Source organism: Limnohabitans sp. TEGF005 (genome assembly GCF_055394835.1).
Genome location: NZ_AP029226.1, coordinates 2,430,207 through 2,452,448, shown reverse-complemented (window position 1 = coordinate 2,452,448; position 22,242 = coordinate 2,430,207). Strand labels below are relative to the sequence as shown.

Genomic DNA, 22,242 nt, shown 5'->3' with positions numbered 1-22,242 from the left:
AATGACGATCAAAACCAGCCAACGAGAAGCGGCGCTGGGGGCTTTATTCACGCTGTTGGACGGCCTAGCCCTGCAGCCCAATGCCATACGCAGAAACTCATCCTTGCCGGAGCGGCTCAGCGAGCACGCCATGGTGTTCTTGCGAGATGGGGACATGACTCAGGTCGATGTCACCTTGTCGCCTGTGACCTATTTGTGGGAGCACGCGGCAAGCATCGAAATCTATGTTGCGCACCCTGAGGCATCTGCCAGAGACGCGCGCATGGATGAATTGCTTCATGCGCTGGGCACCCTGGTCTTGGCCGATCCGACCTTGTCTGGACAGATTGACCACACCGAAGTGATGCCGCCCAAATTTGAAGACGTCACACCCGAAGGGTCTGTGGGCATCAAGGCCTGCACGCTGGACGTGGTGATGCATTACGCGAGTAGCCATCCCTTGGCCTGATCGCCTCACAAACTTTAACAACCTGGAGATTCACCATGGCTCGTGCATATGGCGCGAACGCCAGCCTATTGGCTGCGTTTGAACCCACCTATGGCAACACACCGACCGGAGACTTTGGAAAGATTCCATTTGTCTCCACCACCTTGGGCTCAGAGCAAGGCCTGATTGCTAACGATCTGATTGGCCTAGGTCGAGACCCGAGTGCGCCCATCCGTGACGTGATCAAAGTCGAGGGTGACATCGTCATTCCCATCGACCTTCGCAACATCGGCATGTGGCTTAAAGCGCTGTTGGGAAGTCCAGTGAGCCTTGGAGACACCGCGCACACCCACACCTTCGTTTCTGGCAACTCAGGTCTGCCAAGCTTGTCACTGGAGACGGGACTGCCGGACATCCCAGCGTACTTCTTGGCCTCGGGCGTGATGGCCAACTCATTGCAGGTGAAGTTCGCGCGCTCTGGCGCAGCCGACGCCACCTTGGGCCTCATTGCCCAAGGGGAAGTCAAGCGAACCTCCAGCGCAGACGTGACGCCCACCACTTTGCCGATCACCCGCTTCAATCAGTTTCAGGGTTCGATCAAAAAGAATGGCCAGGCCCTGGGCAACGTGGTCGCCGCGCAGTTGACCTATTCGAACAATCTGGCGCGCATCGAAACGATTCGCTCCGACGGAAAGATCGAAGGAGCCGATCCCACAGTGGCCAGCTTGACGGGCAACTTGGAGGTGCGTTTTGCGGATACGGAATTGATCGACGCTGCAACCAACAACACCCCGCTGGAGTTGACCTTCAGCTATGTCATTGACGCAACCAAGAGCCTGACCTTCATAGCGCATGAGGTCTACCTGCCTAAGCCCAAGCTATCGATCTCTGGCCCCGGGGGTATTCAGGCCACCTTCGACTGGCAGGCTGCCAAGAACACCGCAGCCGGTCACATGCTGACCGTGCAACTCGTCAATGACGTGGTTGCGTACTGAACTTAAAAGGCAAAAATGCTCAAACTCAATCTGAAACGTGAGCCGTATTGGCTCGACCTGGTTCAAGGCGTGCGCATCAAAGTCAAGCCTGCGACCACTGCGCTGGTCATGGCAGCTCGCCATGCAGCGGCCCTGATCGATGGCAAAGACCACACTGCAGCCGGAGAGCGCACGGCCACCCTCATCACCGAGTTGGCCAAGGCTGCCATCTTGGCTTGGGAGGGCGTGGGTGACGACAAAGGCAAAGCCGCAGCCGTCACGCCGGACGGCATTGCTGCGCTCATGGAGCTGTGGCCAGTGGCCGATGCCTTCGAGCGTGAATACCTGGCCGCGCTCTATCTCTTGGACGCTGAAAAAAACGGCTGAAGGCCCGCACCGAATGGCACTTCGGTGGCGGGGCAACGTACTGCGAGGCATGCGAGACGACCTGTCCTGAGTGTCCGTACCGGGTGAATTCACCTAGAACCGAAGAGGGCTGGCAGGCCCTTGCGGTGCTTGATGTCTGTTCATCCCAAGTGCGCGCTGTTCAAGGCGCAGTACTGGGCATGGACTTCAACGCGTGGATGTCTGCCAGCCATGCCCTGGATGCAGACCCTGCTGCCATGACCCATTTATTCCCTGCCGTTGAGGCGGGCCTGACTCAAGCATTGAACAAACCATCTCCGGACAACCCAAATGGCTGAACGTAACCTATCGATTCGACTGGCTGTCATTGACGGCGGCAAAGTCAAAGCTGAACTGGCAGACGTGGGCGAAGCCGGAGAGCGATCGCTCAAAAAAATCGAGTCAGCATCGCAGCCTGCCTCTGCCGGTCTGAACCTGTTGTCCAAGGCGGCCAACGACGCTTTCGTGCGCATGGAGGACGCCACTTCACGCCTTGGGATGCTGGGCAGTGTGCTCGGTCGTCTTGGCCCCGCCGGGTTGATCGTGGGGGCATCCGTTGCTGCGCTCGGCTATGGCATGCATCAGCTGGTTGTTCCGGTTGCTGAGGTGGGCGAAGAGCTCAACAAGCTTTCTCAGAAAACCGCTGTTTCGGTCGAGGCCTTGTCGGCACTGTTGTATGCCTCCGAGCTGTCGGATGTGAGTGCTGAGAGTTTGACCAAGGCGCTTAAATTTCTCTCGACTGCCATGTTCGATGCCAAGGTCAAGGGTGGCGAAGGCAGTGCTGCGCTCAAGGCGTTCGGTGTGTCGGCGCTGGATGCGCAAGGGCAGATTCGACCAACTGAGCAGGTGCTCTTGGATCTGGCGGAGAAATTCGCAGCCATGCCCGACAGTGCAGAAAAGGCGGCGCTCGCGGTCAAGCTGTTCGGTAAGAACGGTCTGGACATGATCCCCATGCTCAACCAGGGGCGTGATGGGCTGACTGAAATGATGGAAGAGGCCAAGCGGCTCGGGCTGGTCATGTCTGCCGATGCAGCACGCGCTGCAGAGGAGTTCAACGACAACATGAAGCGTTTGCACGCGGTCAACGAAGGCGTGCAGCGCCAAATCGGTTCCGCGTTGCTACCGATCTTGGCGGACCTGACGGAGCAGATGTTCCTGGCCAAAACCGAGGCCGGTGGTTTCACGAGCGAGTTGCAGGCCATCACGCACAACCGCCAACAGGTTTTGTCCTTTCTAGAGGAAGTAGCGACCGGGTTGGGCTTCATTGCCGAGTCAGCGGTGCTTGCCAAGCGCGTGATCAGCCAGCCTTTTGACAGTCTGCAGGTTGTCGCCAAGGACGTGGAGACCTGGATCAAGACCGACATGCTGCGCTCCATGAAAACCATGGGCTATGACGAGACGCAGATCAATGCCGAAATCGCCAAGTTGCAAGCGGCGCGTGATCGGTTCGTCGAGGCTGCAAACGACCGATTGACGCATCTGACGGACAACCCTGGCTACGTCAACAAGATCGAAAAGTTCTTCGATGAGCAACGCCGAACGGTGCGCGTCATGGGGCAAAAGTTTGTCCTGGAAACGGCAGAGCAAGCTGCGCAGGTTCAGAAGATCTATGACGAGTTCTTGCCCAAGATGCCTCGTAAAAGACCCAGTGGGTTAGACCTGTCTGGCTTTGAGAAGAACAACGAAGGCTTGCAGTTTCTGAAGCAACTGGAGCAGCGTGCTCTGCGCGTCACCCAAGGTGAAGGTACTGAGTTGCGCGCACGGGCCTTAGAGCTGGAACGCAAGGGCTACGCAGGTGTCGTCAAGGAAGCAGAAAAGTACATCGAGGCCATCGAGCGGATGGAGAAGCAGAAGGAGGCCGACAAGAAGTTTGAGGAGTACGAGAAGGAGCTGCAAAAGGTTCATCAGATCACCGAGAACTACATCGGCAACAACCGCCTCAAGCAGGAAGAGTTGCAGTTGAAGCGGCAGCTTCTGGATGTCGGCGAAGTCGAGCGCGCTGCGCTGCAGACACGCTTCGATATGGAAAAAGCCGCTGTCATGGCGTTGCGCCAGGCTGAGCAAATCAACGATCCAGGACTCAAGGCCGAGGCCATCGCTGCCATCAACGACGCCTTGGCGCGGCAGTTGCCGATCGTGGAAGAACTCGCACGTGCCAACGTGGAATACCAGCGCAGCTTTGACTATGGCCTTCGTAGTTCCCTGCGCACCTACATCGAGGACGCGACCAATGCGGCCAAGCAGGCTGAACGTGCCGTAACCGGTGCCTTCAAGTCCATGGAAGACGCGATGGTTCAGTTTGTGACGACCGGCAAGGTGGACTTCAACAGTCTGGCCAACTCGATCATTGCGGACCTGGTACGCATCCAGATCCAAAAAATGATCACCTTGCCTTTGGCCGGGTGGATGAGCGGACTGAACCTGTTTGGTGGTTCAGGCGGCAACGGGTTGGGCGGTGCATTCCCTGCTGGAGCTACGGACCTGATGTCGGGCGGCACGATGGTGGCGCACACCGGTGGCCTGATTGGCAGCGATGTGCTGGCCACACGCACTGTCGGGCTGCAGCACTTCGATGGCGCTCAGCGGTTTCATACCGGTGGCTTGGTGGCGGGTGAGGTGCCCATCATCGCGCAGCCGGGTGAGGCGGTTTTCACGCAGGGGCAGTTGCGTGCACTCGGTGGCGCTTTGGCAAAAAACAATCCGTCGCCGGTCAAGGTGCTGGTGAATGTGACCAACCATGCGCCAGGCGTAGACGCGAGAGTTCAAACCACCCAGCAACCCGACGGTAGCACTCGGCTGGATGTGATCGTCGAGCAGATCGAGGCGCGCATGAATCGTTCCATCAACCAGGGTGTGGGTATTGCCCCCACGCTTGAGCGTCGCTATGGGCTTAACCCAGCGGTAGGAGCTTTGCGATGAGTGATGTGACCTTGCCTGCTGGCATCCCTGTTTGGCCGGACACCTTGCCGCTGCCGCGCATCGAGGGCTATGGGCTGGCCCCGCAATCGAATGCGGTGCGAACGGATATCGATGCCGGGGTGGCTCGGATGCGCTTGCGCTCCACTAGCACGCTTTATCGGGTGCGTGCGGAGTGGCGTTTCTCGCAACAGGCGTTTGCCGTTTTTGATGCCTGGTGGATGCATGTCCTCAACCAAGGCGTTCTCTGGTTTGCGATGCCCTTGGCGGGTGGCTTGGGTGTTCAGGCGGTGCAGTCCCGGTTCATTGTGCCGTGGGACACCGAGCTGTTGCCTGGCAACCGCTGGCAAGTCAAAGCGCAATTGGAAGTGCAGGAATTTCCACGGCTCACTGCCGATGAGACCCAAGTTGCTGCGGTGCTGGGGCCAGACGCCATTGCGCTGGGAGAGCGCCTGCACACCTGGCTCAACCAATCCATGGCGGCTGCTGATTACTGGTAGATCAATTAAAGGAACCCAATCATGACCCTCAAGACCCGGCTGGATGAAGCTGTGGGAACGATCGAGGGGGATGCCCAACTGCTCCATGAGATCGTCCACGGGAATGATCAGACGACCGTGGCCACGGAAGGTGGCCAGGTCAGGAGCGTGGCCAACGTCATTCATGGAGTTCAAACCCAACTCGATGCGTCCCGCCAAGATCTGACCAATCAGGTGGCCACGGCTACCCAACAAGCGAGTAATGCTGCTCAATCGGCTAGCAGTGCTTCGACGTCGGCCACAACAGCCAGTACCAAGGCAAGTGCGGCCAGTGATTCTGCAACCAGTGCGGCAAGTTCTGCGACGGCTGCGGCGACTTCGGCAACCACTGCCAGTACCAAAGCCAGTGATGCCAGCAGCAGCAAAACGGCTGCGGCGACTTCGGCGACCAATGCCGCAACCAGTGCCACCAATGCCGCGAGCTCGGCAACAGCGGCGGCAGCCTCGGCCACCACCGCAACGCAAAAGGCCAGCGATGCGGCCACCAGTGCCAGTTCGGCGGCGAGCTCCGCCTCCACGGCCAGCAGTAAGGCAACCGATGCACAGACCGCTTTGGCCTCGGCTCAGTCGCAGGCTTCGTTGGCGTCTGACTGGGCGCAAAAAACCGCTGCAACCGTTGACGGCACTGGGTATTCGGCGAAGTATTGGGCCGGTCTGGCAGCCAACTCGGCAGCCGTGGTGACCACCAATACGGTGATTCCGGCTGAAGTGTTTGCAGGGGATGGCGTCAAGACGGATTTCACACTCAGCCATCCCGTGGCCTATCCGGGTGCTGTGTTGGTGACGGTGGCCGGAGTTCCTCAAGCCCCGATAGATTCGTACTCGGTCCCCGCCAGTACAACCCTGCGCTTTGTGTCCGCACCGGCGACAGGTGTGGGAATCAGTGTTCGATATCTCGACAAGGAAGCTCAATCTGGCGCAGCGTCTGCACAGGAGTGGGCCACCAAAATCGGCGGTGTAGTCTCTGGCTCGACGGAATATTCGGCCAAGTACCACGCCCAGGCAGCTGCTGCGAGTGCCAATTCGGCATCGTCGTCTGCGACGGCGGCATCTGGTAGTGCAACATCGGCAGCAGGCTCAGCAACCACGGCCACGACCAGGGCTGCTGATGCTGGGACTTCGGCCACCAATGCGGCAATTTCAGCCACCACAGCCAGCACCAAAGCCAGCGACGCTGCGACATCGGCGACCAATGCAGCCAACAGTGCCAGCGGGGCATCTGCCTCTGCAACAACAGCAACGGCTAAGGCCACCGATGCAAACAGCAGCGCAACAGCTGCAGCAAGTTCGGCCAGCAGTGCATCTGGCAGTGCCATTCTGGCGCAGGATTGGGCGACCAAAACGACAGCCCCCGTCAGCGGCAGCGACTATTCGGCCAAGTACTACGCGCAGTCGATCTCTTCTTCAGCATCAACCGCCACGCAAAAGGCAACGGATGCGGCGGCCAGTGCGACAGCTGCGGCTGGTTCAGCAAGTACCGCCTCGACCAAAGCCTCGGATGCCGCAACGTCGGCGACCAATGCAGCGACTTCTGCCAGTTCCGCCAGTACGCAGGCGGCTGCAGCGGCAACCTCAGCCACGAATGCGGCGGGCTCCGCTACTGCAGCGGCAGGTTCTGCCACTACTGCAAGTGGTAAAGCGACGGACGCAGCCAACAGTGCCACAGCGGCAGCAACCTCGGCCAGCAACGCCAGCACGAGTGCCAGCAATGCGGCAACTTCGGCCACGTCGGCAGCTGGGTCAGCCACAACGGCAACGACTAAAGCTGGGGATGCAACGGCGAGTGCTACTGCAGCGGCCAATTCGGCGACTGCGGCGGCAGGCAGTGCCACAAGCGCAGCAGGGTCGTTGACGGCATCGCAGGCGCAAGCCGCTCTTGCTTCTGATTGGGCGCAAAAGACCACCGGTACGGTCGACGGCAGTGGTTACTCAGCCAAATACTGGGCAGGGCAAGCGGCAGGATCGGCAGCAGCGGTGACGGCCAATACGGTCATTCCCGCCGATGTGTTTACCGGCGACGGCGTGAAGACTGATTTCACAATCAGTCGGCCCGTTGGATATCCCGGCGCACTGATGGTGACGGTTGCCGGGGTGCCTCAGGCACCCTTGGATGCCTACACCACACCAGCCACGACAACGCTCAGATTCAGTTCGGCTCCTGCCAGTGGCGTGGTGATCAGCGTGCGCTACTTGGACAAGGAAGCGCAGTCAGGCGCAGCCGCAGCCGAGGAATGGGCGAACAAGACATCGGGGCCTGTTTCTGGCTCGACCGAGTATTCGGCCAAGTACTACGCACAGTCCATTGCCGCCAATGCGGCGACGGCCAGTCAGCAAGCAACCAGTGCCGCGAATTCGGCTGCGGCGTCGGCTGGCAGTGCGACCGCATCGGCGAACTCTGCGACAGCATCAGCAACATCTGCCACCCAAGCTCAGAGCTACATGAGTCAGGCGCAGGGGTATGCCGCTGCAGCGGGCGGCTCCAGCGTCGCTCCACAGGTCTTTACCGGCAATGGTTCGGCTACTGACTTCAGTCTGAGCACTGCAGCGTCCAGCGTCCACAAATTGATCGTGACGGTCAATTACGTGGTGCAGGACTCACTCGATGCCTACGTCCTGGTCAATTCCGGGGCGACTTTGCGATTCACATCAGCACCAGCCGCCAGCGCGCGGATTGTGGTGCGTTACATCTAACTAGGAGAAATCATGGCGATTACGCGCATCCCCAAAGCGGGGCTGGATGATGCCTTGCAGAACGAAATCAATGGCAAGTTGGACAAGGCCGGTGGAACCATGACGGGCTCCATCACGATGACCAATGGAGCCTTGTTTAAGAGCAGCGTCACAAGTGATGACGCTCGAAATACGGGCTACAAGATGGCCGACGGGCAGGACATCGGAGAGATGAATCGCTCAAGTCAGTACTACGACGACCGGGCCACCAACTGCAATGGATATCTGCCTAATGGCAACTGCGCCAGTAACGGGTACTGGAATCCACCCAATGGCAATTGGTGGACTTGGGGTGTGAGCGGCGTGCCGACAGGAAACTGTGCCAACTGGGGCAGCTATGACGGTGCAGGCGGCACCTCTCAGGTCTTCAACGCGGTGTCGGTCGGATTCAACTACGACGGGTACTACGAAGCCGCCAATGAGATCGGTGGTTCTGAATACCACCGTTGGTACCGCAACTGCAACTGTGGATCGTTCAACTGCCGAACCAATTGCAATTGCAACTGTGCATGTTGCGGCTGCTGCTGAGGAGACGCGATGAAGGTCTATATCACCCGTCCCCCGGCCTATGCGAGCTCGCCAGATCACGTGGTTCGAGTCCTGGTCGATGCGCCAAAGCAACGCGTAGGCGTGGAGATGTGCATTGTTTTTTCACCCAATCCCAGCGAACCAGTGCCAGATGATGGGAGCGTTGTCCAAAGCGGTGACAAGTTCTACAAGGTCATCGCTGCCAGCGAGTTTGACTATGAGCTGCTCAAAAGAAGTACGGGGTGGGCGGATCGTCAAGCCTGGCATCTGACATTCCGTTGGGATGTCCGGTCGTTCACTGATCCGATCCCGCTCTACACCTATTCCATGGCCACCAAGATGTCGGCCCCAGAGTTGTCCCGAACGACTTACCAAAACAATCTGTCGGTGGGCTTTGTGGTTCCGTTCTCGGACTCGGCCTTTGAAGACTGTGCTGTGACCGTGAACATCAACCCCGATGTGAACAAAGGCGATTGTGTGGTGATGGGCGTGGACGCCTCGGAAATCGAACGTACCGACTATTCGGCGAGTGCCCAGGTACGGGAGTTGATCCTTTTGCCTGGTGTCCAGATATCAGCGCCAACGAGCTGTACACCTGACGCCCAGGTCAACGTCCAGGTGCAAGTGCTTGATGCGAATGACATGCCTATTGAGCACGATGCTGAAATCTTTCTTGAGGCGGTCAATGGCTACCTTCCAAAGACCCGCATCAAAACAGTCAACGGCCAGGCAAGTGTCCCTTTCATAGCCTTGGGCCTTGTGGCGGGAGATTCAGCACGGGTCAAAGCCGGTTTCAAATATTTCAGTGGTGCTTCTGATGTCTCCATCCAGATCCATGACTAAGGAGCTGTTTGGAGCAAGGGTATATGTCGGTCTCCATCCATTTCCAGATGACGTGATGCTGGAGATGCGCAAACGGGCGCTGGCTTCACACGAGAGCATTAATCCTCATGGCATGCCATGGTCTCGATGCACACGGGAGAGTTTGCATGTCGTCGAACCATTTCAGCAGGTTGCGGAATTGATCGAGCAGGTGGTCGAGACCGAGTACGGATGCAGTGTGAGCCACCTGACTGGACGAGAAGTGGTCATACAGAAAGGGCAATGCTTGCCGCTGCACTGTGAGGACACCGATCTGTCAGCGGTATTCGTGCTGAGTACTGAAGCCAGGGCGAATCCTGAGCGCAGTGATTACTCCGGCGCATTCGTTTTGGTCAATCCGAGTGGAGCGTTTGGATTTAAGCGCCTGCCATGGGAGGGGCTGAGATCGGAAATGATTTATCCGGCAGCAGGAATGCTGTTGATTTTCCCGAGCTATCTGGCTCACCACACTCACCCCTACAACGCACAGGAGCCAGCGGTTGAGTTGCACTTCGAACTCAACGTGGTCGACAACCATGCCCATCAACGTTTACGACAACCCAGTTTCCCCCGAACTCTGTGAAGCAACGCGAGCCTGGCTTTTGTCGCAAAGCCCCATCTTCGGATGGCGAGCACACGCGAATGCACCAGGCGTGTTCTGGCATCGCAATTTCGTGTTGCCAGGAATACATCAACACCACTATGACGATGGTGCTTGGAATTCTGAGCTGAGTTACGAGGCCTTTTGTGCGTCGAAAAGCCCCTTGGCTGAGGTTGCCGAGATCGTTCGCCAGCAGCACTTTGGCGGAGAGGCCTTCACTCGGATCTGGGCTAACTTTCAGTCCTTTGGTGACGAGTCAGCATTTCACAGGGACTTCCCTGTGCAGTACGCACGGACTGCCCGCACAGCCGTTTGGTATCCAGTGATGAACTGGGAGAGGGATTGGGGTGGAGACTTCATCACGCTTTCCGAGGATGGAGAGGTCGATGCCTGCGCATTGGTCAAACCCAATCGACTGGTGGTGTTTAACGGGACGCAAACGCATGCAGCTCGTCCGATTTCTCGCTACTGCAGCGAGCTGCGAATTGCAGTTTCATTTGGATGTGAGGTGATCAATGCTTGAGCATCTATGGAGCACCCCAGTTCTCCATGAGGAATCGCCCTTCACCATGGACCAGCTCGAGGAGTTGAAGCAATTCACCACGGAGCGATTTCGCAATCACAAAGCCCATCCGCCTCGTCATGCATTGCCTGATGTGCCCGTGAAGTTGCGAACGCAGCTGAATCTGTTCTTGCCTGATCATGAGATGCATGCCCCTGTGGTCTGGTTTGAATTCAAACGCTGGGTTGATCGCACCTACCGCGCCTATCTGAAAGAGGCTCATGGGATTGGCAATGTGGACGAGCTGGAGGTGCTCGCTCGGTGCATCCCTGTTTGCTACCAAAAAGGCATGCGCGCGCAGCCCCATTACCACCACACGGGCGATCATGTGCTGTGTCTGTATTTAGATTGCGGCAACGACCGAATACCTCCTCAGGACCGTGATAGGACGGTCGGAGATGGTGAATTGCTCCTACAGGATCCCCGCCCCATGGCGGGGTTTCCATTTTGGGAGAAGGTTCGCTACATCGAAACATCTCCCGGCCTGGTCGTATTGCACCCATCGCGGGTATGGCATGAGACCAACCCCTTCAATGCCCCAAGCGGTCAACGCACCTTATTGGTCGTGACCCTGCGTGTGGCGTCCCACAACTACACCGAGCTGTACACCCGGCTATGAGCCGATTCGGAGATGACGATGATTGAGAAAACCATAGACCTCGTTGATGACGAGCATGTTTTGTTTACTGTGACGGTAGTCGAAGGCGAGCGCATCCGCTCCCGTCGTGAATACCACTTGGCCAAGTTCGCCCACCAAGACGCTGCAGAGGTTTGTCGTCAGGCTTGCCCCGAGGCTTTTGCACAAGAACCGTCGGTTCAGAGTGGAGGCATGTGATGGCCAAGTTCACATTGCTGGCACGCGATCGTGCCAATTCACCCGTCACTCTGATCTACGACAACCAGACCAGTGAATTGCTCGATGGGGATCTGATGCCTTGGCCTCTACCGTATGTGGAAAAAACCTTGTCGGTTGGTCACATTGAGGCGATCAGTCAGACGATGCCAGGGCGCAAAGAGAGTCCGAAAGTTCTGAAAATTCAGCTCGGTCTCTCATGCAACTATTCGTGTGACTACTGCAGCCAGCGATTCGTCCCTCATGCTGAAGAAACAACGCAGGCAGATGTGCCGCAGTTCTTGCATCTGCTCGAATCAAGTCTTGAGAGGGCTCCAGAGCGCATTGAGTTCTGGGGTGGAGAGCCGCTGGTCTACATCAAGACCTTGCGTCCATTGGCCGAAGCCTTGCGACAGCGATACCCGGCTGCTTCATTCAGCATCGTTACCAACGGCTCTTTACTCAACCCCGAGGTCAATACTTGGCTTGATGTGATGGGATTTGGGGTAGGCGTTAGTCATGACGGGCCAGGACAAGCCGCTCGCGGCCCAGATCCGTTGAATGATGAGGCGAGTCGCGAAGGAATCATGGATTTGTATCAACGACTTGCACCGAAGGGGCGTATTTCGTTCAATGCGATGGTCCATCGAACCAACACCAGCCGGGAAGAAATCGCCAAATTCTTCCTGCAGCTGACTGGTGACTCATCGTTGTCAATCGGCGAAGGTGCTTTTGTCGATCCCTACGATGCCGGTGGCTTAGCCAACTCGATCCAGTCTGAGCAGGAGGCATTTGCATTTCGACGTCAATCGCTTGATGAAATCCGTCGTGGTCGTATCGTCCATTTGGACGTGGCTCGATCCCGCATGCAGGAATGGGCGCGCAGTATCTTGGAGCGTCGTCCTGCCAGCGTATTGGGGCAAAAGTGCGGGATGGATACCGCGAATCAAGTCGCCGTCGACCTTATGGGTAATGTGCTCACCTGTCAGAACGTGAGCGCGGTTTCTGTTGCACCCAATGGGCAATCACATCACATTGGCCATCTCTCCAATCTCAAAGCAGTAGCGCTCAACACATCGACACACTGGTCAAAGCGTACTGAATGCCTGAATTGCCCAGTGCTTCAGGCTTGTAAGGGCGCTTGCATGTTCTTGGAAGGGCCGTTGTGGACAGCCGCCTGCGACAACGCGTACTCGGACCATGTGCCGTTCTTTGTGGCTGCCATTGAACACCTGACAGGGTGTGCCGTTTATCGTATCGAAGGCGATTTACCAGAGGATCGAGCCGACGTTTTTGGGTTGAAGTCGCAAGACCAAATATCACCGCGCCGCAAGTTCATCCCGATAGAGGTCTCGAATGCCTGATGCCGCACTCTCTGAGGCGCTTCGGGAAGCCTATGCAAGTGCTCCTAGTGATGTGGTCATACTGCATACCCTGGAGATCCGACATCCGGACTTCAGGGATGAAGCGGGTAACTCGACCGCTATCCGGGTAGTGCGTGATCAGCAAGACTTATTTGCAAGGCTTGAGGCGTCAGCGCCGATCAATGCGGGCCACCAGGTTCGCTTCGTTGCCATGGGCTTTGAGCTGGATCTGCCGCCGGTGGATATCGCGCCAGTTCCCGAAATCGCGATCACCCTGGACAACGTCACCCGGGAGATCGTGAAGCACTTGGACGAGGCATCGGCTTCGGAGTCATCCATTGAAGTGACTTACCGTCCGTACCTGTCCAACAATCTGAGTGGTCCGCAGATGGATCCACCGATCACGCTCGTGATCACCGAAGTTGAGGCCGACGTGCAGCGGGTCACTGCCAAGGCACGCATGGCGGACATTGGAAACAAGACATTCCCGTCACGCCTGTACACCGCAACCGAATTTCCAGGATTAGCCCGATGACAGATGAAGATTCACCGAGTTGGGCGATTCAGTACATCGGTCGTCCGTGGATAGCAGGTGAGAGAGGCCCCGAGTCATTTGACTGCTGGGGCCTTTTTCTTTGGGTCCAGAAGACCCACTTCGGTCGTGACTTGCCGGTGATCCCGGTGGACGCGCTGAATCTGCGAACGGTCCTTCATACGTTCAGAACCCACCCTGAGCGGCAGCGTTGGGTGGCAGTCGATGTGCCCAAGCAGGGCGATGCAGTGTTGATGCGTCAGTCTCGACACCCCGTACATGTGGGCGTGTGGGTCGATGCGGACGGCGGTGGTGTCTTGCATTGTGCCCAGCAAATTGGCGTGGTGTTTCAACAACTGAGTTCTCTTGCTAGTCACGGCTGGCAGGTGGAGGGGTATTACCGATGGAAGGAATTGCCATGACAGGCGTTTGCATGTCAGGCCTACCCAGTCCTGGACTGGTCATTTGGATGCGAAATCCGTTCGAGCCCAGTGATCGGCAGGTAAGCCATGTGTTTGGTTCGCCCACTATCGCTCAATGGATGAGTCGTGATGGCATCGAGCTCGATCAGCCCACCTTGATCCTCAAAAACGGCCAGCCGGTGCTGATGGCACACAGGGCGGTGACACCGATCGATGCGGGTGATGTTGTGGCGTTGGTCACTCTGCCGCAAGGAGGTGGAGGTGGCGGCAAGAACCCGCTGAGAACTGTGCTCATGATCGCCGTCCTGGTGGTTGCAAATGCATATGGCGGCGCTCTGGCTGCTTCGATGGGGTATTCAGGCACGCTGGCCACGGCGGTAGCGTCCACTGCGATCGCCGTCACGGGTTCTGTGTTGGTCAATGCGTTGGTGCCATTGCCAAATCAGTCTTTGCCCTCGGCATCGGCTAACACGACATCCCCCAGTCCGACCTACTCCTTGCAGGCGCGCGGCAACTATGGACGTCTGTCGCAACCAGTCCCCGTGATTTATGGCCATCATTTGGTGTACCCGGACCTGGCTACCATGCCCTATACCGAGTACGAGAACAACGAAGAGTATCTCCATCAATTGCACGTTATCGGTGTGGGCCAGTTCCAGTTTGAGGAGCTGTCCATCGATGACAGCCCAATCAGCTCGTTTGCCGAGGTGCAGGCTCAGGTGATTGAGCCTGGTGGCCAGAACACCTTGTTCAACCCCGATGTGGTCACGGCCCCAGAGGTGTCCGGGCAGGAAATGATTGCTGTCAGCGACGCCGGTGCCATCGTTGGTCCCTTTGCCCTGAACCCTGTGGGCACACTGATCAATCAGGTTGGTGTTGATGTGGTGATGCTTCGCGGACTGTATTACGCCAATGACAGCGGTGCATTGGAGAGCCGGTCGGTGCAATGGCGGGTTGAGGTACGAAGCATCAACGAAGATGGCGATGCCACCTCAGGCTGGCTCCATGTGGCTGACGAAACCTACTCAGCCGCCACGAATACCGCACAACGCTTGTCGTTCAAGTATTCGGTGTTGCCTGGGCGTTATGAGATTCGCCTGCAGCGCCTGGATGCGCGGGACACCAGCAACCGAGCTGGTCACGAGCTGCGTTGGGGCCAGGCCAAGGGCTATTTGGCGGGATCGAGTCTGCCCACTGATCTGACCTACTTGGCACTAAGGATGCGCGCGACAGACAACTTATCGCAGCGCTCATCTCGACTGGTCAACTGTCTGGTGATGCGCAAGCTCTCCATCTGGAACCCGAGCACTGGATGGTCTGCACTGCAACCCACTCGCTCGATTGCGTGGGCGTTTGCAGATGCGGTCAAGTCCAGCTATGGCGCAGGGTTGCCTGACCGGCAGTTGGACTTGGAGGCCTTGGCACGGTTGGATGCGGTGTGGTCGGCGCGCGGGGATACCTTCAATGCCGTGTTCGATCAGAACCAGACGGTGTGGGACGCCTTGGGACAGATTGCGCGGACGGGGCGTGCTGTGCCGTTCTTGCAGGGTGGGATTGTTCGCATCGTTCGCGATGAACCCAAGACCATCCCGGTGGCGCTCTTTTCTGCACGAAACATCGTGCGCAACAGCCTGAAGATTCAGTACCTGATGCCAGGCGATGCAACAGCGGATGCAGTCACGATCGAATATGTCAATCCCAAGAGCTGGAAACCCGATGAGTTCACAGTGGCCTTACGTGGATCCCAAGCTGCCAAGCCTGCGCGTGTGAGGTTGTTTGGCTGCACCGATAAGGCGCAGAGCGTGCGTGAGGGGAAATACATCGCAGCGGCCAATCGATATCGCCGAAGGATCGTCACCTTCCGGACCGAGTTGGAGGGTTTGATCCCGACCTACGGGGACTTGATTGCCATCAGCCATGACATTCCCCGTTGGGGCGTGAGTGGCGAGGTCTTGAGCTGGGACGGCGAGACGAAAACCGTGCGATGTTCTGAGCCGCTGAGTTGGCAGTCAGGAGCCGTTCACTACCTCGTTCTGCGAAAGCCCGATGGCTCGGTCTCCGATGCAATAGAGGTCACGTCGGGCTCAACTGTCGCCCATGCTGTCCTGAAAACCCAACCCGGCTTTGAGCCACAGGTCGGTGCTGACCGAGAGCGAACGCACTTTGCTTTTGGTGTGGGCCAGTCCTGGTCCCAGCTGGCGCGCGTCATGAGCGTTAAGCCTAGGGCTGAGCAGGTCGAGCTGACTTGCGTGGCCGAGAACGCGTTGGTGCATACCGCCGATCAATCCTGATCTGAACCTGATTTTTGTAACCGCCCGCCGAGGAGCAATCACGGCGGGTTTCTTTTTTGGAGAAATGAATGCCAGAACCGACAAGTAGTGGGGTTGCCGGAGCAGCAGTGGCCTACAAGGCGCTGGGAGGAACAGCAGCCGCTGTCGCGAGCGGGGCCACTTTGGCTGCCGTGGTGGTCATGCTGATGACCCCACCTCGGAATAAGCGGGAGTGGGCCGTCGGCTTGATCAGCACGGTGGTGTCCAGCATCGGCGGCGGTGCATTCACCGTCGAGCACTTCGATCTACATCACTGGGCGTTTTCAACTATCGGACTGTGCGCCATGGGTGGATTGATCTTTGCCTGTGGCCTGCCAGGATGGGCGATGGTGCGCTGGACCTTTGCTTTCATCGACAAGCGTCGGGATGACTCGCTTGATGCGGTGGCCAAGGACGTGAAGGAGCTGCTATGAAGCCGATTGAGTTCATCGCAATGATCGGATCTTCCGCGCAGGCTACTGCCAAACGCACGGGGGTATTCGCCAGCATCACGATCGCTCAGGCGGCCCTGGAGTCCGGTTGGGGTGAGTCGGATCTTGCTAAGGTGGGGAAGAACCTCTTTGGCATTAAGGCCGATAGCCGTTGGCGGGGGGAGACTTTGATCTTGCAGACCAAGGAATTCATCCGTGGCCAGTGGGTTGTGGTGCCTGCCAAGTGGCGCAAGTACGCCAGCTGGCAAGAAAGCATCGATGACCACGCAGCCTTTCTCAAGCAAAACCCACGCTATCAGCCGTGCTTCCAATGCCTCAAGGCAGAGGCATTTGCACAGGCACTGGCCAAGGCCGGGTATGCCACTGATCCAGGCTATGCCGACAAGGTGATCAATTTGATGAACCAACACAAGCTGCAAGCTCTGGACGGAGGTACGCCATGAGCTGGGTTTCCAGATTCATCTACGCCAACTGGAATTACCTGATGGGCGGTTTCGTGCTGCTGATGGTATTCATCTGCGGAGTTCAGATCGGAGAGTCCCGAATTCAACGGGAGTGGAATGCCGAGAAGTTACGAGTGGCGTTGGTCGTGGCTAAGCAAGAGCAACGCGCCGCTGATGTGCAGCAATCTCAAAGTCAAATCAATCAGGAGATTTCGAATGAATTTCAGACAAAAAAGGGCATATTGGCTGGCCTGCGGCCTGCTTGGCGTGGCGGTGATATCGGGCTGCGCATCCAGCCCAGCCATGATCCCAGCACCTTGCCCGCCGTTTCCGCCATTGCCGCAGGAGTTGAAGCAGGCGCCGCCGACGCTGTACCTGATTCCGCAGGCCATGCGAACAGTATTCAGTGTGAGCAATTAGCCCGAGATGCGGCTCAAACCACCCTGATGGTTTTGGAACTGCAGCAATGGCATGCCAGGCAGGCGGCAGCTGCAAGTGCGACCACACCATAACCCTGTACTTGGTACCTTAGACCCCGTCTTCTCGTTCCCATTTCCCATGGGCGCGACGAAGGCGGGGTCTTTTGTCGTTTCAGCCCAGAATTGACTTGGCTTCTGTTCGAAACAGAGCGTTCATGCTGGCATGGAAAACAAAGACCCAGCCAAAACGACCAGAATCCTGAGCAGTCAACAAGCAGCGGATCGCATGGGCTTGCCGGTGCAGGCCCTTTACAAATTGCGCGACGCCGATGAGCGCCTCTCTATCTCGCAGACTGGCTTGCAAATCGGCTACCAGCTCGACGACATCCAATCCTATGAGCGCAGCGAAATGCAACAGCTGGTGGAGACCGCGCTTGCCACCGAGCGGCCACTGCCATTGATTCGTGCCATGGCGCAGCTACTGCGTTCGCCTCTACCGCCTGCTCAAGAAGCGCCTGAAAAAGCACCGTCACACGCGGTCAAAACATTACCCTGTCCGGAGCCACTTAAAGCAGAACCTGAACCAGAGTTGGTGCTTGCGGTTGAATCAACGTCACCGCCGGTATCCACCGCCCATCACACGATGGATTGGTTTTTGGTACGCAGCAAGCCACACCAGGAGACTGTGGCGTTGACCAACCTGACTCGCCAAGGCTATGAATCGTACCTGCCGATGTTCGCAGCAGAAAAAATCGTGCGCCGCAAAAATGTCATTGTGCAAGAGCCCATGTTTGCGCGCTACCTTTTTGTGCGTTTGGACACCACCGGACAAGGGCAGAGCTGGAGTCCGATTCGCTCCACCATCGGGGTGAGTGAATTGGTCTGCTTCGGCAGCAAAGCGGCGAAGGTCGACGAGGCCTTGATTGCCATGCTGCGGGAGCGAGAGGCTTGGCAGAGCGAACAGCCCAAAGCGCTTTTTTCGGATGGGGAGAACGTCGTGATTACCAGGGGAGCATTCGCCGGTCTGCAGGCGATTTATCAGATGAACGACGCTGAAGGTCGGGCGATGGTTCTGCTTGATCTTTTGAGCAAACCGGTGGCCATGAAGATCGACGCAGCCAGCCTGCGCAAAGTGGGCTGAGTGGAAATGAGATTGGTCGCTTTATTTCCACACCTTTGTCGGAATGGACTTGATAGCTCTTGGCCTTCGAAGCAAACATGTCCGAAACAAAAATGCCACGAGAGAACATGACTTTGAATGAAAACCAAACCTTCCGCGCAGCGCAGTACGTGCGGATGTCTACCGAGCATCAACAATACTCCACCAACAACCAAGCCGACAAGATACTTGAGTACGCCCATAAGCGTGGTATTGAGATCGTGAGGACCTATGCTGATGAAGGTAAAAGCGGCCTGTCGATCGGCGGGCGGGCTTCTCTGCAAAAACTGATTGCCGATGTCGAATCTGGCGAAGCGGACTTCAATCTGATACTGGTCTATGACGTCAGCCGCTGGGGGCGATTTCAGGATGCAGATGAATCGGCGTATTACGAATACATCTGCAAACGCAACGGCATTGGCGTGGCTTATGTGGCTGAGCAGTTCGAGAACGATGGCTCCCCGGTATCTACCATCGTCAAAGGCGTCAAGCGCGCCATGGCGGGCGAGTACAGCCGGGAGCTCTCGGCCAAGGTATTTGCAGGCCAATGCCGCCTGATTGAACTGGGGTTCCGGCAAGGTGGCCCTGCCGGATTCGGTCTACGTCGGGTACTTGTCGATCAGACTGGTGCGATAAAGACCACCCTGAAAGCGGGCGAGCACAAGAGCCTGCAAACCGACCGGGTGATTCTGGTGCCAGGCCCTGACCACGAGGTGGCCACCGTCAATCAGATCTACCGTTGGCTGCTTGAGGATGACCTGCCCTTGGGCGAGATTGCCCACCGGCTCAATACCATCCCTGTCTACACCGATTTGAACCGGCCCTGGACATACAGTACTGTGCGCCAGGTGCTCACCAACGAGAAGTACATCGGCAATAACGTCTACAACCGCCACTCCTTCAAACTCAAGAAGAAGCACGTCGACAACCCGCCGCAAATGTGGATCCGCAAGCAAGGTGCATTCGAAGGCATTGTCTCGGTCGACAGTTTCATGGCCGCTCAGGAAATCCTGACCGAGCGCAGCCGACGCTACTCCGAAGATGAGTTGCTTGAGCATTTGCGGGCCTTGTACCAGGAGCGCGGCACCTTGTCGGGGTTGATCATCAATGAGGCGACCGCATTGCCCAGCGCCGCCACCTACATCCAGCGCTTTGGCAGCCTCAGCAAAGCCTACGAACTGGTGGGTTTTCGCCCTGGACGGGACCTGGAGTTTCTGGAAATCAACCGCCGACTGCGCCAACTCCATCCGGAAATCGTGGCGCGTACCGAGCACACCATTTCCGAGTTGGGCGGTGAGATCTGGCGCGACCCTAAGACCGATTTGCTGCATTTGAACCAGGAGCTGGTCATTAGCCTGGTGCTTGCGCGCTGTCAACAAATGCCCAACGGATTGCAACGCTGGCGCATCCGGTTTGACCCCAGTCGCTACCACCCGGACATCACCGTGGCGGTGCGCCTCGACCCAGGCAATGCGTCCGAACTCGATTACTACCTGTTGCCGCAACTTGATTTGCCCAGCCGGGAACTGCAGGTCACGGCCAGAAACAGCGCTGAGATCGAGTGTTTCCGCTTTGACGACCTCAATTTCCTCTACGGCATGTCAGAGCGGGAACGCTTGCAACGCCGAATTTGATCAACCCCAAGAAAGGAGCCTGCCCATGACCACCAACCATCATCCACAGACAAGGAGGGCATCATGTTGACCGGTACACCTGAATCCGTCGCCATGATCCCCATTGCGCGGATCGAAGTGTTGAACTCGCGAGAGCGCAACATGAAAATCTTCGAGGAGATCGTCGAGAACATCAAATCGATTGGCCTCAAAAAACCCATCACCCTCACCGAGCGTAAAGGTGACGATGGCCAGCCCAAATACCTGCTGGTCTGCGGCGAGGGGCGGCTGAACGCGTTCCGAATCCTGGGCGAAACGCACATCCCCGCGCTAGTGGTCGATGTCAGCGATGAAGACGCCTTTATCATGAGCCTGGCCGAGAACATCGCCCGGCGCGGCCACCGACCGCTGGAGATCCTGGCAGACATTGAAATCCTGCGCAAGCGCGGGTATGACGCCGAAACCATCATCCAGAAAACTGGCCTCTCACCGAAGTACGTCAAAGACATCGTCTTCCTGCTCGACCAGGGTGAAGAGCGCCTGATCGAAGGGGTGCAACGCGGTGCCATCCCGCTGACCACGGCCTTGGAAATTGCCCGCGCCAAAGACGACGACGAAAAGCTGGGGGACATGTTGCAAGAGGCCTATGAAAACGGCCAACTCAACCGCCGTCAGATCATCGAGACCAAACGCCTCGTCGAAAAGCGCCAGGCTTTTGGCCCAGGGTCCCCGAATGCCGGTCAGATTAAACCGCCCACTTCGAGCTACAGCCTGGTGCGCACCTACCAGCGGGAGGTGGAGCGGCAGCGCAAGATGGTCTTGAAAGCCGAGCACGCCCACCAGCGCCTGCTCCTGGTCGTGCAGGGCCTGAAAAAACTGTTTGCCGACGAGCACTTTGTGACCCTGCTACGTGCCGAGGGGCTCGACACCTTGCCCAAGTACCTGGCTGAACGCATCGACAACCTGAAAGGAATTCCCGCATGAATCTCGCGACCAACACCCAAGCCAACATCATGCCCATGTACCCGGGCATCGACCAACCCGGTGATGTCGACGATGGCCCGAATTTGCCCAAGGCCCCGCTCAACACTTTGCTGGGGTTTGATTTGGAAACCTACCAGATCCCGCTGGACACGCTCATGCCCAGCAAGCGAATCCCCGACGGGGTGATGAGCACCCGAAAATACAAGCAAATCGTCTCGTCCATCCATGAAATCGGTTTGATCGAGCCGCTGTCGGTGATCCAGCATGACCCGGCCAAGTCGGAATTTGTCCTGCTGGACGGCCATTTGCGGGTGCTGGCATTGAAGGACCTGGGTATCCATGAGGCTCCTTGCCTGATCGCCAAAGACGATGAAACCTACACCTACAACCACCGGATCAACCGGCTCTCCACCATTCAAGAGCACTACATGATCCGCCGCGCCATTGACCGGGGCGTCAGTAAAGAGCGCTTGGCCCGGGCCTTTGGTGTGAACCTGAGCTCCATCAACCGGCGCATCAACTTGCTCGAAGGCATTTGCCCGGATGCCATTGCTCGGCTGCAGGACAAACAGTTCACGCCTGACGTGACCCGGGTGCTGCGCAACATGAAGGCCGCCCGGCAAGTGGAGGCGGTGGAACTGATGATCGCCAGCAACACCATCACTGTGGCCCATGCCGATGCCTTGCTCAAAGCCACGCCGCCAGAACAGCGCACCGACTTCAAACCCGCCGAAAAGGACAACAAAAAAGCCCCTATCGAGCAAATCGTCATGCTCGAGAAGGAGATGAGTCAGGTTCAGACCCAGTACAAGGACGCTGAACAAAATTATGGCTCAGACTTACTGAACCTGGTCGTGGCCAAGGGCTACTTGACCAAGCTGGTCGGTAACGAGGCGGTCAAGAGCTTCATATTCCGGCATGAGCCGGAAATCCTCGAGCAGTTCGAACTGGTGGTGAACACCGTCAGTATGGAAGAGGCGGTCCAACAGCAGCAGGAGCTGACGGGCGAGATTGAGGACGACCTGGAGGGTGAGACTTTGCTGGTCGATGATGCGCAAGACGACCACCTAGGTGGTGCCGATCTGTCCGAAAAGGAGGGCGAAACACGCTGATATGACCAAAGTCATATGCGCCAAGCATTATTGATACCCTCACGAAGGAGAGTAAAAT

Annotated in this window: 27 protein-coding genes; 24 read left to right on the top strand and 3 right to left on the bottom strand. The window is 57.5% G+C overall.

The genetic code is table 11. The features are described 5' to 3' along the window. Nucleotide 1: 1 nt before the first annotated feature. The 6 genes from ACZ5RG_RS11895 (at nt 2) to ACZ5RG_RS11870 (ending at nt 5,222) form a co-directional block, all read left to right on the top strand. A complete protein-coding gene (locus tag ACZ5RG_RS11895) occupies nt 2–448 on the top strand; it encodes a hypothetical protein (protein WP_464447143.1) in 447 nt (148 codons plus the stop codon). 35 nt (nt 449–483) lie between these two features. Continuing rightward, on the top strand, nt 484–1,422 hold the full coding sequence (locus tag ACZ5RG_RS11890) for a phage tail tube protein (RefSeq protein WP_464447142.1): 939 nt from the start codon (nt 484–486) through the stop codon (nt 1,420–1,422). Between the two features lie 15 nt (nt 1,423–1,437). After that, nucleotides 1,438–1,788: a hypothetical protein gene (locus ACZ5RG_RS11885; RefSeq protein ID WP_464447141.1), complete on the top strand. Its 351-nt coding sequence runs from the start codon at nt 1,438–1,440 to the stop codon at nt 1,786–1,788. An 83-nt stretch (nt 1,789–1,871) separates the two neighbouring features. Further along, complete coding sequence (locus tag ACZ5RG_RS11880; RefSeq protein WP_464447140.1) at nt 1,872–2,105, top strand: DUF7697 family protein; 234 nt, start codon at nt 1,872–1,874, stop codon at nt 2,103–2,105. Further along, entirely contained in the window at nt 2,098–4,725 is a 2,628-nt protein-coding gene (locus ACZ5RG_RS11875) for a phage tail tape measure C-terminal domain-containing protein (protein WP_464447139.1), read from the top strand. The genes ACZ5RG_RS11880 and ACZ5RG_RS11875 overlap by 8 nt, the downstream gene beginning before the upstream one ends. Then, a complete protein-coding gene (locus tag ACZ5RG_RS11870; RefSeq protein WP_464447138.1) occupies nt 4,722–5,222 on the top strand; it encodes a hypothetical protein in 501 nt (166 codons plus the stop codon). Before ACZ5RG_RS11875 ends, ACZ5RG_RS11870 begins: the two co-directional genes overlap by 4 nt. A 248-nt stretch (nt 5,223–5,470) precedes the next feature. Here ACZ5RG_RS11870 and ACZ5RG_RS11865 read toward each other — a convergent pair whose 3' ends face one another. The 3 genes from ACZ5RG_RS11865 to ACZ5RG_RS11855 all read right to left on the bottom strand — a co-directional run bounded on the left by ACZ5RG_RS11865 (nt 5,471) and on the right by ACZ5RG_RS11855 (nt 7,093). Next, nucleotides 5,471–5,779, bottom strand: a complete 309-nt coding sequence (locus tag ACZ5RG_RS11865) for a hypothetical protein (protein ID WP_464447137.1) — start codon at nt 5,777–5,779, stop codon at nt 5,471–5,473. A 390-nt stretch (nt 5,780–6,169) separates the two neighbouring features. Next, nucleotides 6,170–6,577, bottom strand: coding sequence for a hypothetical protein (locus ACZ5RG_RS11860; protein WP_464447136.1), 408 nt, complete (start codon nt 6,575–6,577; stop codon nt 6,170–6,172). Nucleotides 6,578–6,643: 66 nt separating this feature from the next. After that, nucleotides 6,644–7,093, bottom strand: a complete 450-nt coding sequence (locus ACZ5RG_RS11855; RefSeq protein ID WP_464447135.1) for a hypothetical protein — start codon at nt 7,091–7,093, stop codon at nt 6,644–6,646. A 16-nt stretch (nt 7,094–7,109) separates the two neighbouring features. Between ACZ5RG_RS11855 and ACZ5RG_RS11850 the strand changes: the two genes are divergently transcribed. The 18 genes from ACZ5RG_RS11850 (at nt 7,110) to ACZ5RG_RS11765 (ending at nt 22,184) form a co-directional block, all read left to right on the top strand. Further along, on the top strand, nt 7,110–7,952 hold the full coding sequence (locus tag ACZ5RG_RS11850) for a hypothetical protein (protein WP_464447134.1): 843 nt from the start codon (nt 7,110–7,112) through the stop codon (nt 7,950–7,952). Between the two features lie 12 nt (nt 7,953–7,964). Then, on the top strand, nt 7,965–8,519 hold the full coding sequence (locus ACZ5RG_RS11845; protein ID WP_464447133.1) for a hypothetical protein: 555 nt from the start codon (nt 7,965–7,967) through the stop codon (nt 8,517–8,519). Nucleotides 8,520–8,528: 9 nt separating this feature from the next. Continuing rightward, nucleotides 8,529–9,362, top strand: coding sequence for a hypothetical protein (locus ACZ5RG_RS11840; protein WP_464447132.1), 834 nt, complete (start codon nt 8,529–8,531; stop codon nt 9,360–9,362). Nucleotides 9,363–9,417: 55 nt separating this feature from the next. After that, the gene (locus ACZ5RG_RS11835; RefSeq protein WP_464447131.1) at nt 9,418–9,963 is read left to right on the top strand and encodes a 2OG-Fe(II) oxygenase family protein; all 546 of its coding nucleotides are present in this window, start codon (nt 9,418–9,420) and stop codon (nt 9,961–9,963) included. Next, nucleotides 9,917–10,504, top strand: coding sequence for a hypothetical protein (locus ACZ5RG_RS11830; protein ID WP_464447130.1), 588 nt, complete (start codon nt 9,917–9,919; stop codon nt 10,502–10,504). Before ACZ5RG_RS11835 ends, ACZ5RG_RS11830 begins: the two co-directional genes overlap by 47 nt. 46 nt (nt 10,505–10,550) lie before the next feature. Further along, nucleotides 10,551–11,162 carry a 2OG-Fe(II) oxygenase family protein gene (locus ACZ5RG_RS11825; protein ID WP_464447129.1) on the top strand — a complete coding sequence of 204 codons (612 nt, stop codon included), beginning with the start codon at nt 10,551–10,553 and terminating at the stop codon, nt 11,160–11,162. A gap of 18 nt (nt 11,163–11,180) precedes the next feature. Continuing rightward, nucleotides 11,181–11,378 (top strand): hypothetical protein, encoded by a 198-nt coding sequence (locus ACZ5RG_RS11820; RefSeq protein ID WP_464447128.1) that lies wholly within the window; start codon nt 11,181–11,183, stop codon nt 11,376–11,378. Beyond that, complete coding sequence (locus ACZ5RG_RS11815) at nt 11,378–12,739, top strand: SPASM domain-containing protein (RefSeq protein ID WP_464447127.1); 1,362 nt, start codon at nt 11,378–11,380, stop codon at nt 12,737–12,739. Before ACZ5RG_RS11820 ends, ACZ5RG_RS11815 begins: the two co-directional genes overlap by 1 nt. Then, nucleotides 12,732–13,274 (top strand): DUF1833 family protein, encoded by a 543-nt coding sequence (locus tag ACZ5RG_RS11810; RefSeq protein ID WP_464447126.1) that lies wholly within the window; start codon nt 12,732–12,734, stop codon nt 13,272–13,274. Before ACZ5RG_RS11815 ends, ACZ5RG_RS11810 begins: the two co-directional genes overlap by 8 nt. After that, nucleotides 13,271–13,693 carry an NlpC/P60 family protein gene (locus ACZ5RG_RS11805; RefSeq protein WP_108418267.1) on the top strand — a complete coding sequence of 141 codons (423 nt, stop codon included), beginning with the start codon at nt 13,271–13,273 and terminating at the stop codon, nt 13,691–13,693. Before ACZ5RG_RS11810 ends, ACZ5RG_RS11805 begins: the two co-directional genes overlap by 4 nt. 119 nt (nt 13,694–13,812) lie before the next feature. Then, on the top strand, nt 13,813–15,984 hold the full coding sequence (locus tag ACZ5RG_RS11800) for a host specificity factor TipJ family phage tail protein (RefSeq protein ID WP_464447125.1): 2,172 nt from the start codon (nt 13,813–13,815) through the stop codon (nt 15,982–15,984). Between the two features lie 68 nt (nt 15,985–16,052). Continuing rightward, nucleotides 16,053–16,436 carry a hypothetical protein gene (locus tag ACZ5RG_RS11795; RefSeq protein WP_464447124.1) on the top strand — a complete coding sequence of 128 codons (384 nt, stop codon included), beginning with the start codon at nt 16,053–16,055 and terminating at the stop codon, nt 16,434–16,436. A 20-nt stretch (nt 16,437–16,456) separates the two neighbouring features. Further along, nucleotides 16,457–16,897, top strand: coding sequence for a glycoside hydrolase family 73 protein (locus ACZ5RG_RS11790; protein ID WP_464447123.1), 441 nt, complete (start codon nt 16,457–16,459; stop codon nt 16,895–16,897). Then, entirely contained in the window at nt 16,894–17,409 is a 516-nt protein-coding gene (locus tag ACZ5RG_RS11785; RefSeq protein ID WP_464447122.1) for a hypothetical protein, read from the top strand. The genes ACZ5RG_RS11790 and ACZ5RG_RS11785 overlap by 4 nt, the downstream gene beginning before the upstream one ends. A gap of 130 nt (nt 17,410–17,539) precedes the next feature. Further along, complete coding sequence (gene rfaH / locus ACZ5RG_RS11780) at nt 17,540–18,457, top strand: transcription/translation regulatory transformer protein RfaH (protein ID WP_464447121.1); 918 nt, start codon at nt 17,540–17,542, stop codon at nt 18,455–18,457. 107 nt (nt 18,458–18,564) lie between these two features. Then, a complete protein-coding gene (locus ACZ5RG_RS11775; protein ID WP_464447120.1) occupies nt 18,565–20,109 on the top strand; it encodes a recombinase family protein in 1,545 nt (514 codons plus the stop codon). A 63-nt stretch (nt 20,110–20,172) separates the two neighbouring features. After that, nucleotides 20,173–21,072 (top strand): ParB N-terminal domain-containing protein, encoded by a 900-nt coding sequence (locus ACZ5RG_RS11770; protein WP_464447119.1) that lies wholly within the window; start codon nt 20,173–20,175, stop codon nt 21,070–21,072. Continuing rightward, entirely contained in the window at nt 21,069–22,184 is a 1,116-nt protein-coding gene (locus ACZ5RG_RS11765; RefSeq protein ID WP_464447118.1) for a plasmid partitioning protein RepB C-terminal domain-containing protein, read from the top strand. Before ACZ5RG_RS11770 ends, ACZ5RG_RS11765 begins: the two co-directional genes overlap by 4 nt. Nucleotides 22,185–22,242 lie beyond the last annotated feature (58 nt).

What these genes read in the sequence shown, in the direction of transcription:
- ACZ5RG_RS11800 (WP_464447125.1), top strand. Translation starts at nt 13,813, where the DNA reads ATGAGTCGTGATGGCATCGAGCTCGATCAGCCCACCTTGATCCTCAAA.
- ACZ5RG_RS11790 (WP_464447123.1), top strand. Translation starts at nt 16,457, where the DNA reads ATGATCGGATCTTCCGCGCAGGCTACTGCCAAACGCACGGGGGTATTC.
- ACZ5RG_RS11765 (WP_464447118.1), top strand. Translation starts at nt 21,069, where the DNA reads ATGAATCTCGCGACCAACACCCAAGCCAACATCATGCCCATGTACCCG.
- ACZ5RG_RS11835 (WP_464447131.1), top strand. Translation starts at nt 9,418, where the DNA reads ATGCTGGAGATGCGCAAACGGGCGCTGGCTTCACACGAGAGCATTAAT.
- ACZ5RG_RS11805 (WP_108418267.1), top strand. Translation starts at nt 13,271, where the DNA reads ATGACAGATGAAGATTCACCGAGTTGGGCGATTCAGTACATCGGTCGT.
- ACZ5RG_RS11815 (WP_464447127.1), top strand. Translation starts at nt 11,378, where the DNA reads ATGGCCAAGTTCACATTGCTGGCACGCGATCGTGCCAATTCACCCGTC.
- ACZ5RG_RS11770 (WP_464447119.1), top strand. Translation starts at nt 20,173, where the DNA reads ATGTTGACCGGTACACCTGAATCCGTCGCCATGATCCCCATTGCGCGG.
- ACZ5RG_RS11890 (WP_464447142.1), top strand. Translation starts at nt 484, where the DNA reads ATGGCTCGTGCATATGGCGCGAACGCCAGCCTATTGGCTGCGTTTGAA.
- ACZ5RG_RS11845 (WP_464447133.1), top strand. Translation starts at nt 7,965, where the DNA reads ATGGCGATTACGCGCATCCCCAAAGCGGGGCTGGATGATGCCTTGCAG.
- ACZ5RG_RS11795 (WP_464447124.1), top strand. Translation starts at nt 16,053, where the DNA reads ATGCCAGAACCGACAAGTAGTGGGGTTGCCGGAGCAGCAGTGGCCTAC.
- ACZ5RG_RS11830 (WP_464447130.1), top strand. Translation starts at nt 9,917, where the DNA reads ATGCCCATCAACGTTTACGACAACCCAGTTTCCCCCGAACTCTGTGAA.
- ACZ5RG_RS11895 (WP_464447143.1), top strand. Translation starts at nt 2, where the DNA reads ATGACGATCAAAACCAGCCAACGAGAAGCGGCGCTGGGGGCTTTATTC.
- ACZ5RG_RS11875 (WP_464447139.1), top strand. Translation starts at nt 2,098, where the DNA reads ATGGCTGAACGTAACCTATCGATTCGACTGGCTGTCATTGACGGCGGC.
- ACZ5RG_RS11825 (WP_464447129.1), top strand. Translation starts at nt 10,551, where the DNA reads ATGGACCAGCTCGAGGAGTTGAAGCAATTCACCACGGAGCGATTTCGC.
- ACZ5RG_RS11840 (WP_464447132.1), top strand. Translation starts at nt 8,529, where the DNA reads ATGAAGGTCTATATCACCCGTCCCCCGGCCTATGCGAGCTCGCCAGAT.
- ACZ5RG_RS11885 (WP_464447141.1), top strand. Translation starts at nt 1,438, where the DNA reads ATGCTCAAACTCAATCTGAAACGTGAGCCGTATTGGCTCGACCTGGTT.
- ACZ5RG_RS11820 (WP_464447128.1), top strand. Translation starts at nt 11,181, where the DNA reads ATGATTGAGAAAACCATAGACCTCGTTGATGACGAGCATGTTTTGTTT.
- ACZ5RG_RS11860 (WP_464447136.1), bottom strand. Translation starts at nt 6,577, where the DNA reads ATGGCACTGCCAGATGCACTGCTGGCCGAACTTGCTGCAGCTGTTGCG.
- rfaH (WP_464447121.1), top strand. Translation starts at nt 17,540, where the DNA reads ATGGAAAACAAAGACCCAGCCAAAACGACCAGAATCCTGAGCAGTCAA.
- ACZ5RG_RS11810 (WP_464447126.1), top strand. Translation starts at nt 12,732, where the DNA reads ATGCCTGATGCCGCACTCTCTGAGGCGCTTCGGGAAGCCTATGCAAGT.
- ACZ5RG_RS11775 (WP_464447120.1), top strand. Translation starts at nt 18,565, where the DNA reads ATGACTTTGAATGAAAACCAAACCTTCCGCGCAGCGCAGTACGTGCGG.
- ACZ5RG_RS11785 (WP_464447122.1), top strand. Translation starts at nt 16,894, where the DNA reads ATGAGCTGGGTTTCCAGATTCATCTACGCCAACTGGAATTACCTGATG.
- ACZ5RG_RS11870 (WP_464447138.1), top strand. Translation starts at nt 4,722, where the DNA reads ATGAGTGATGTGACCTTGCCTGCTGGCATCCCTGTTTGGCCGGACACC.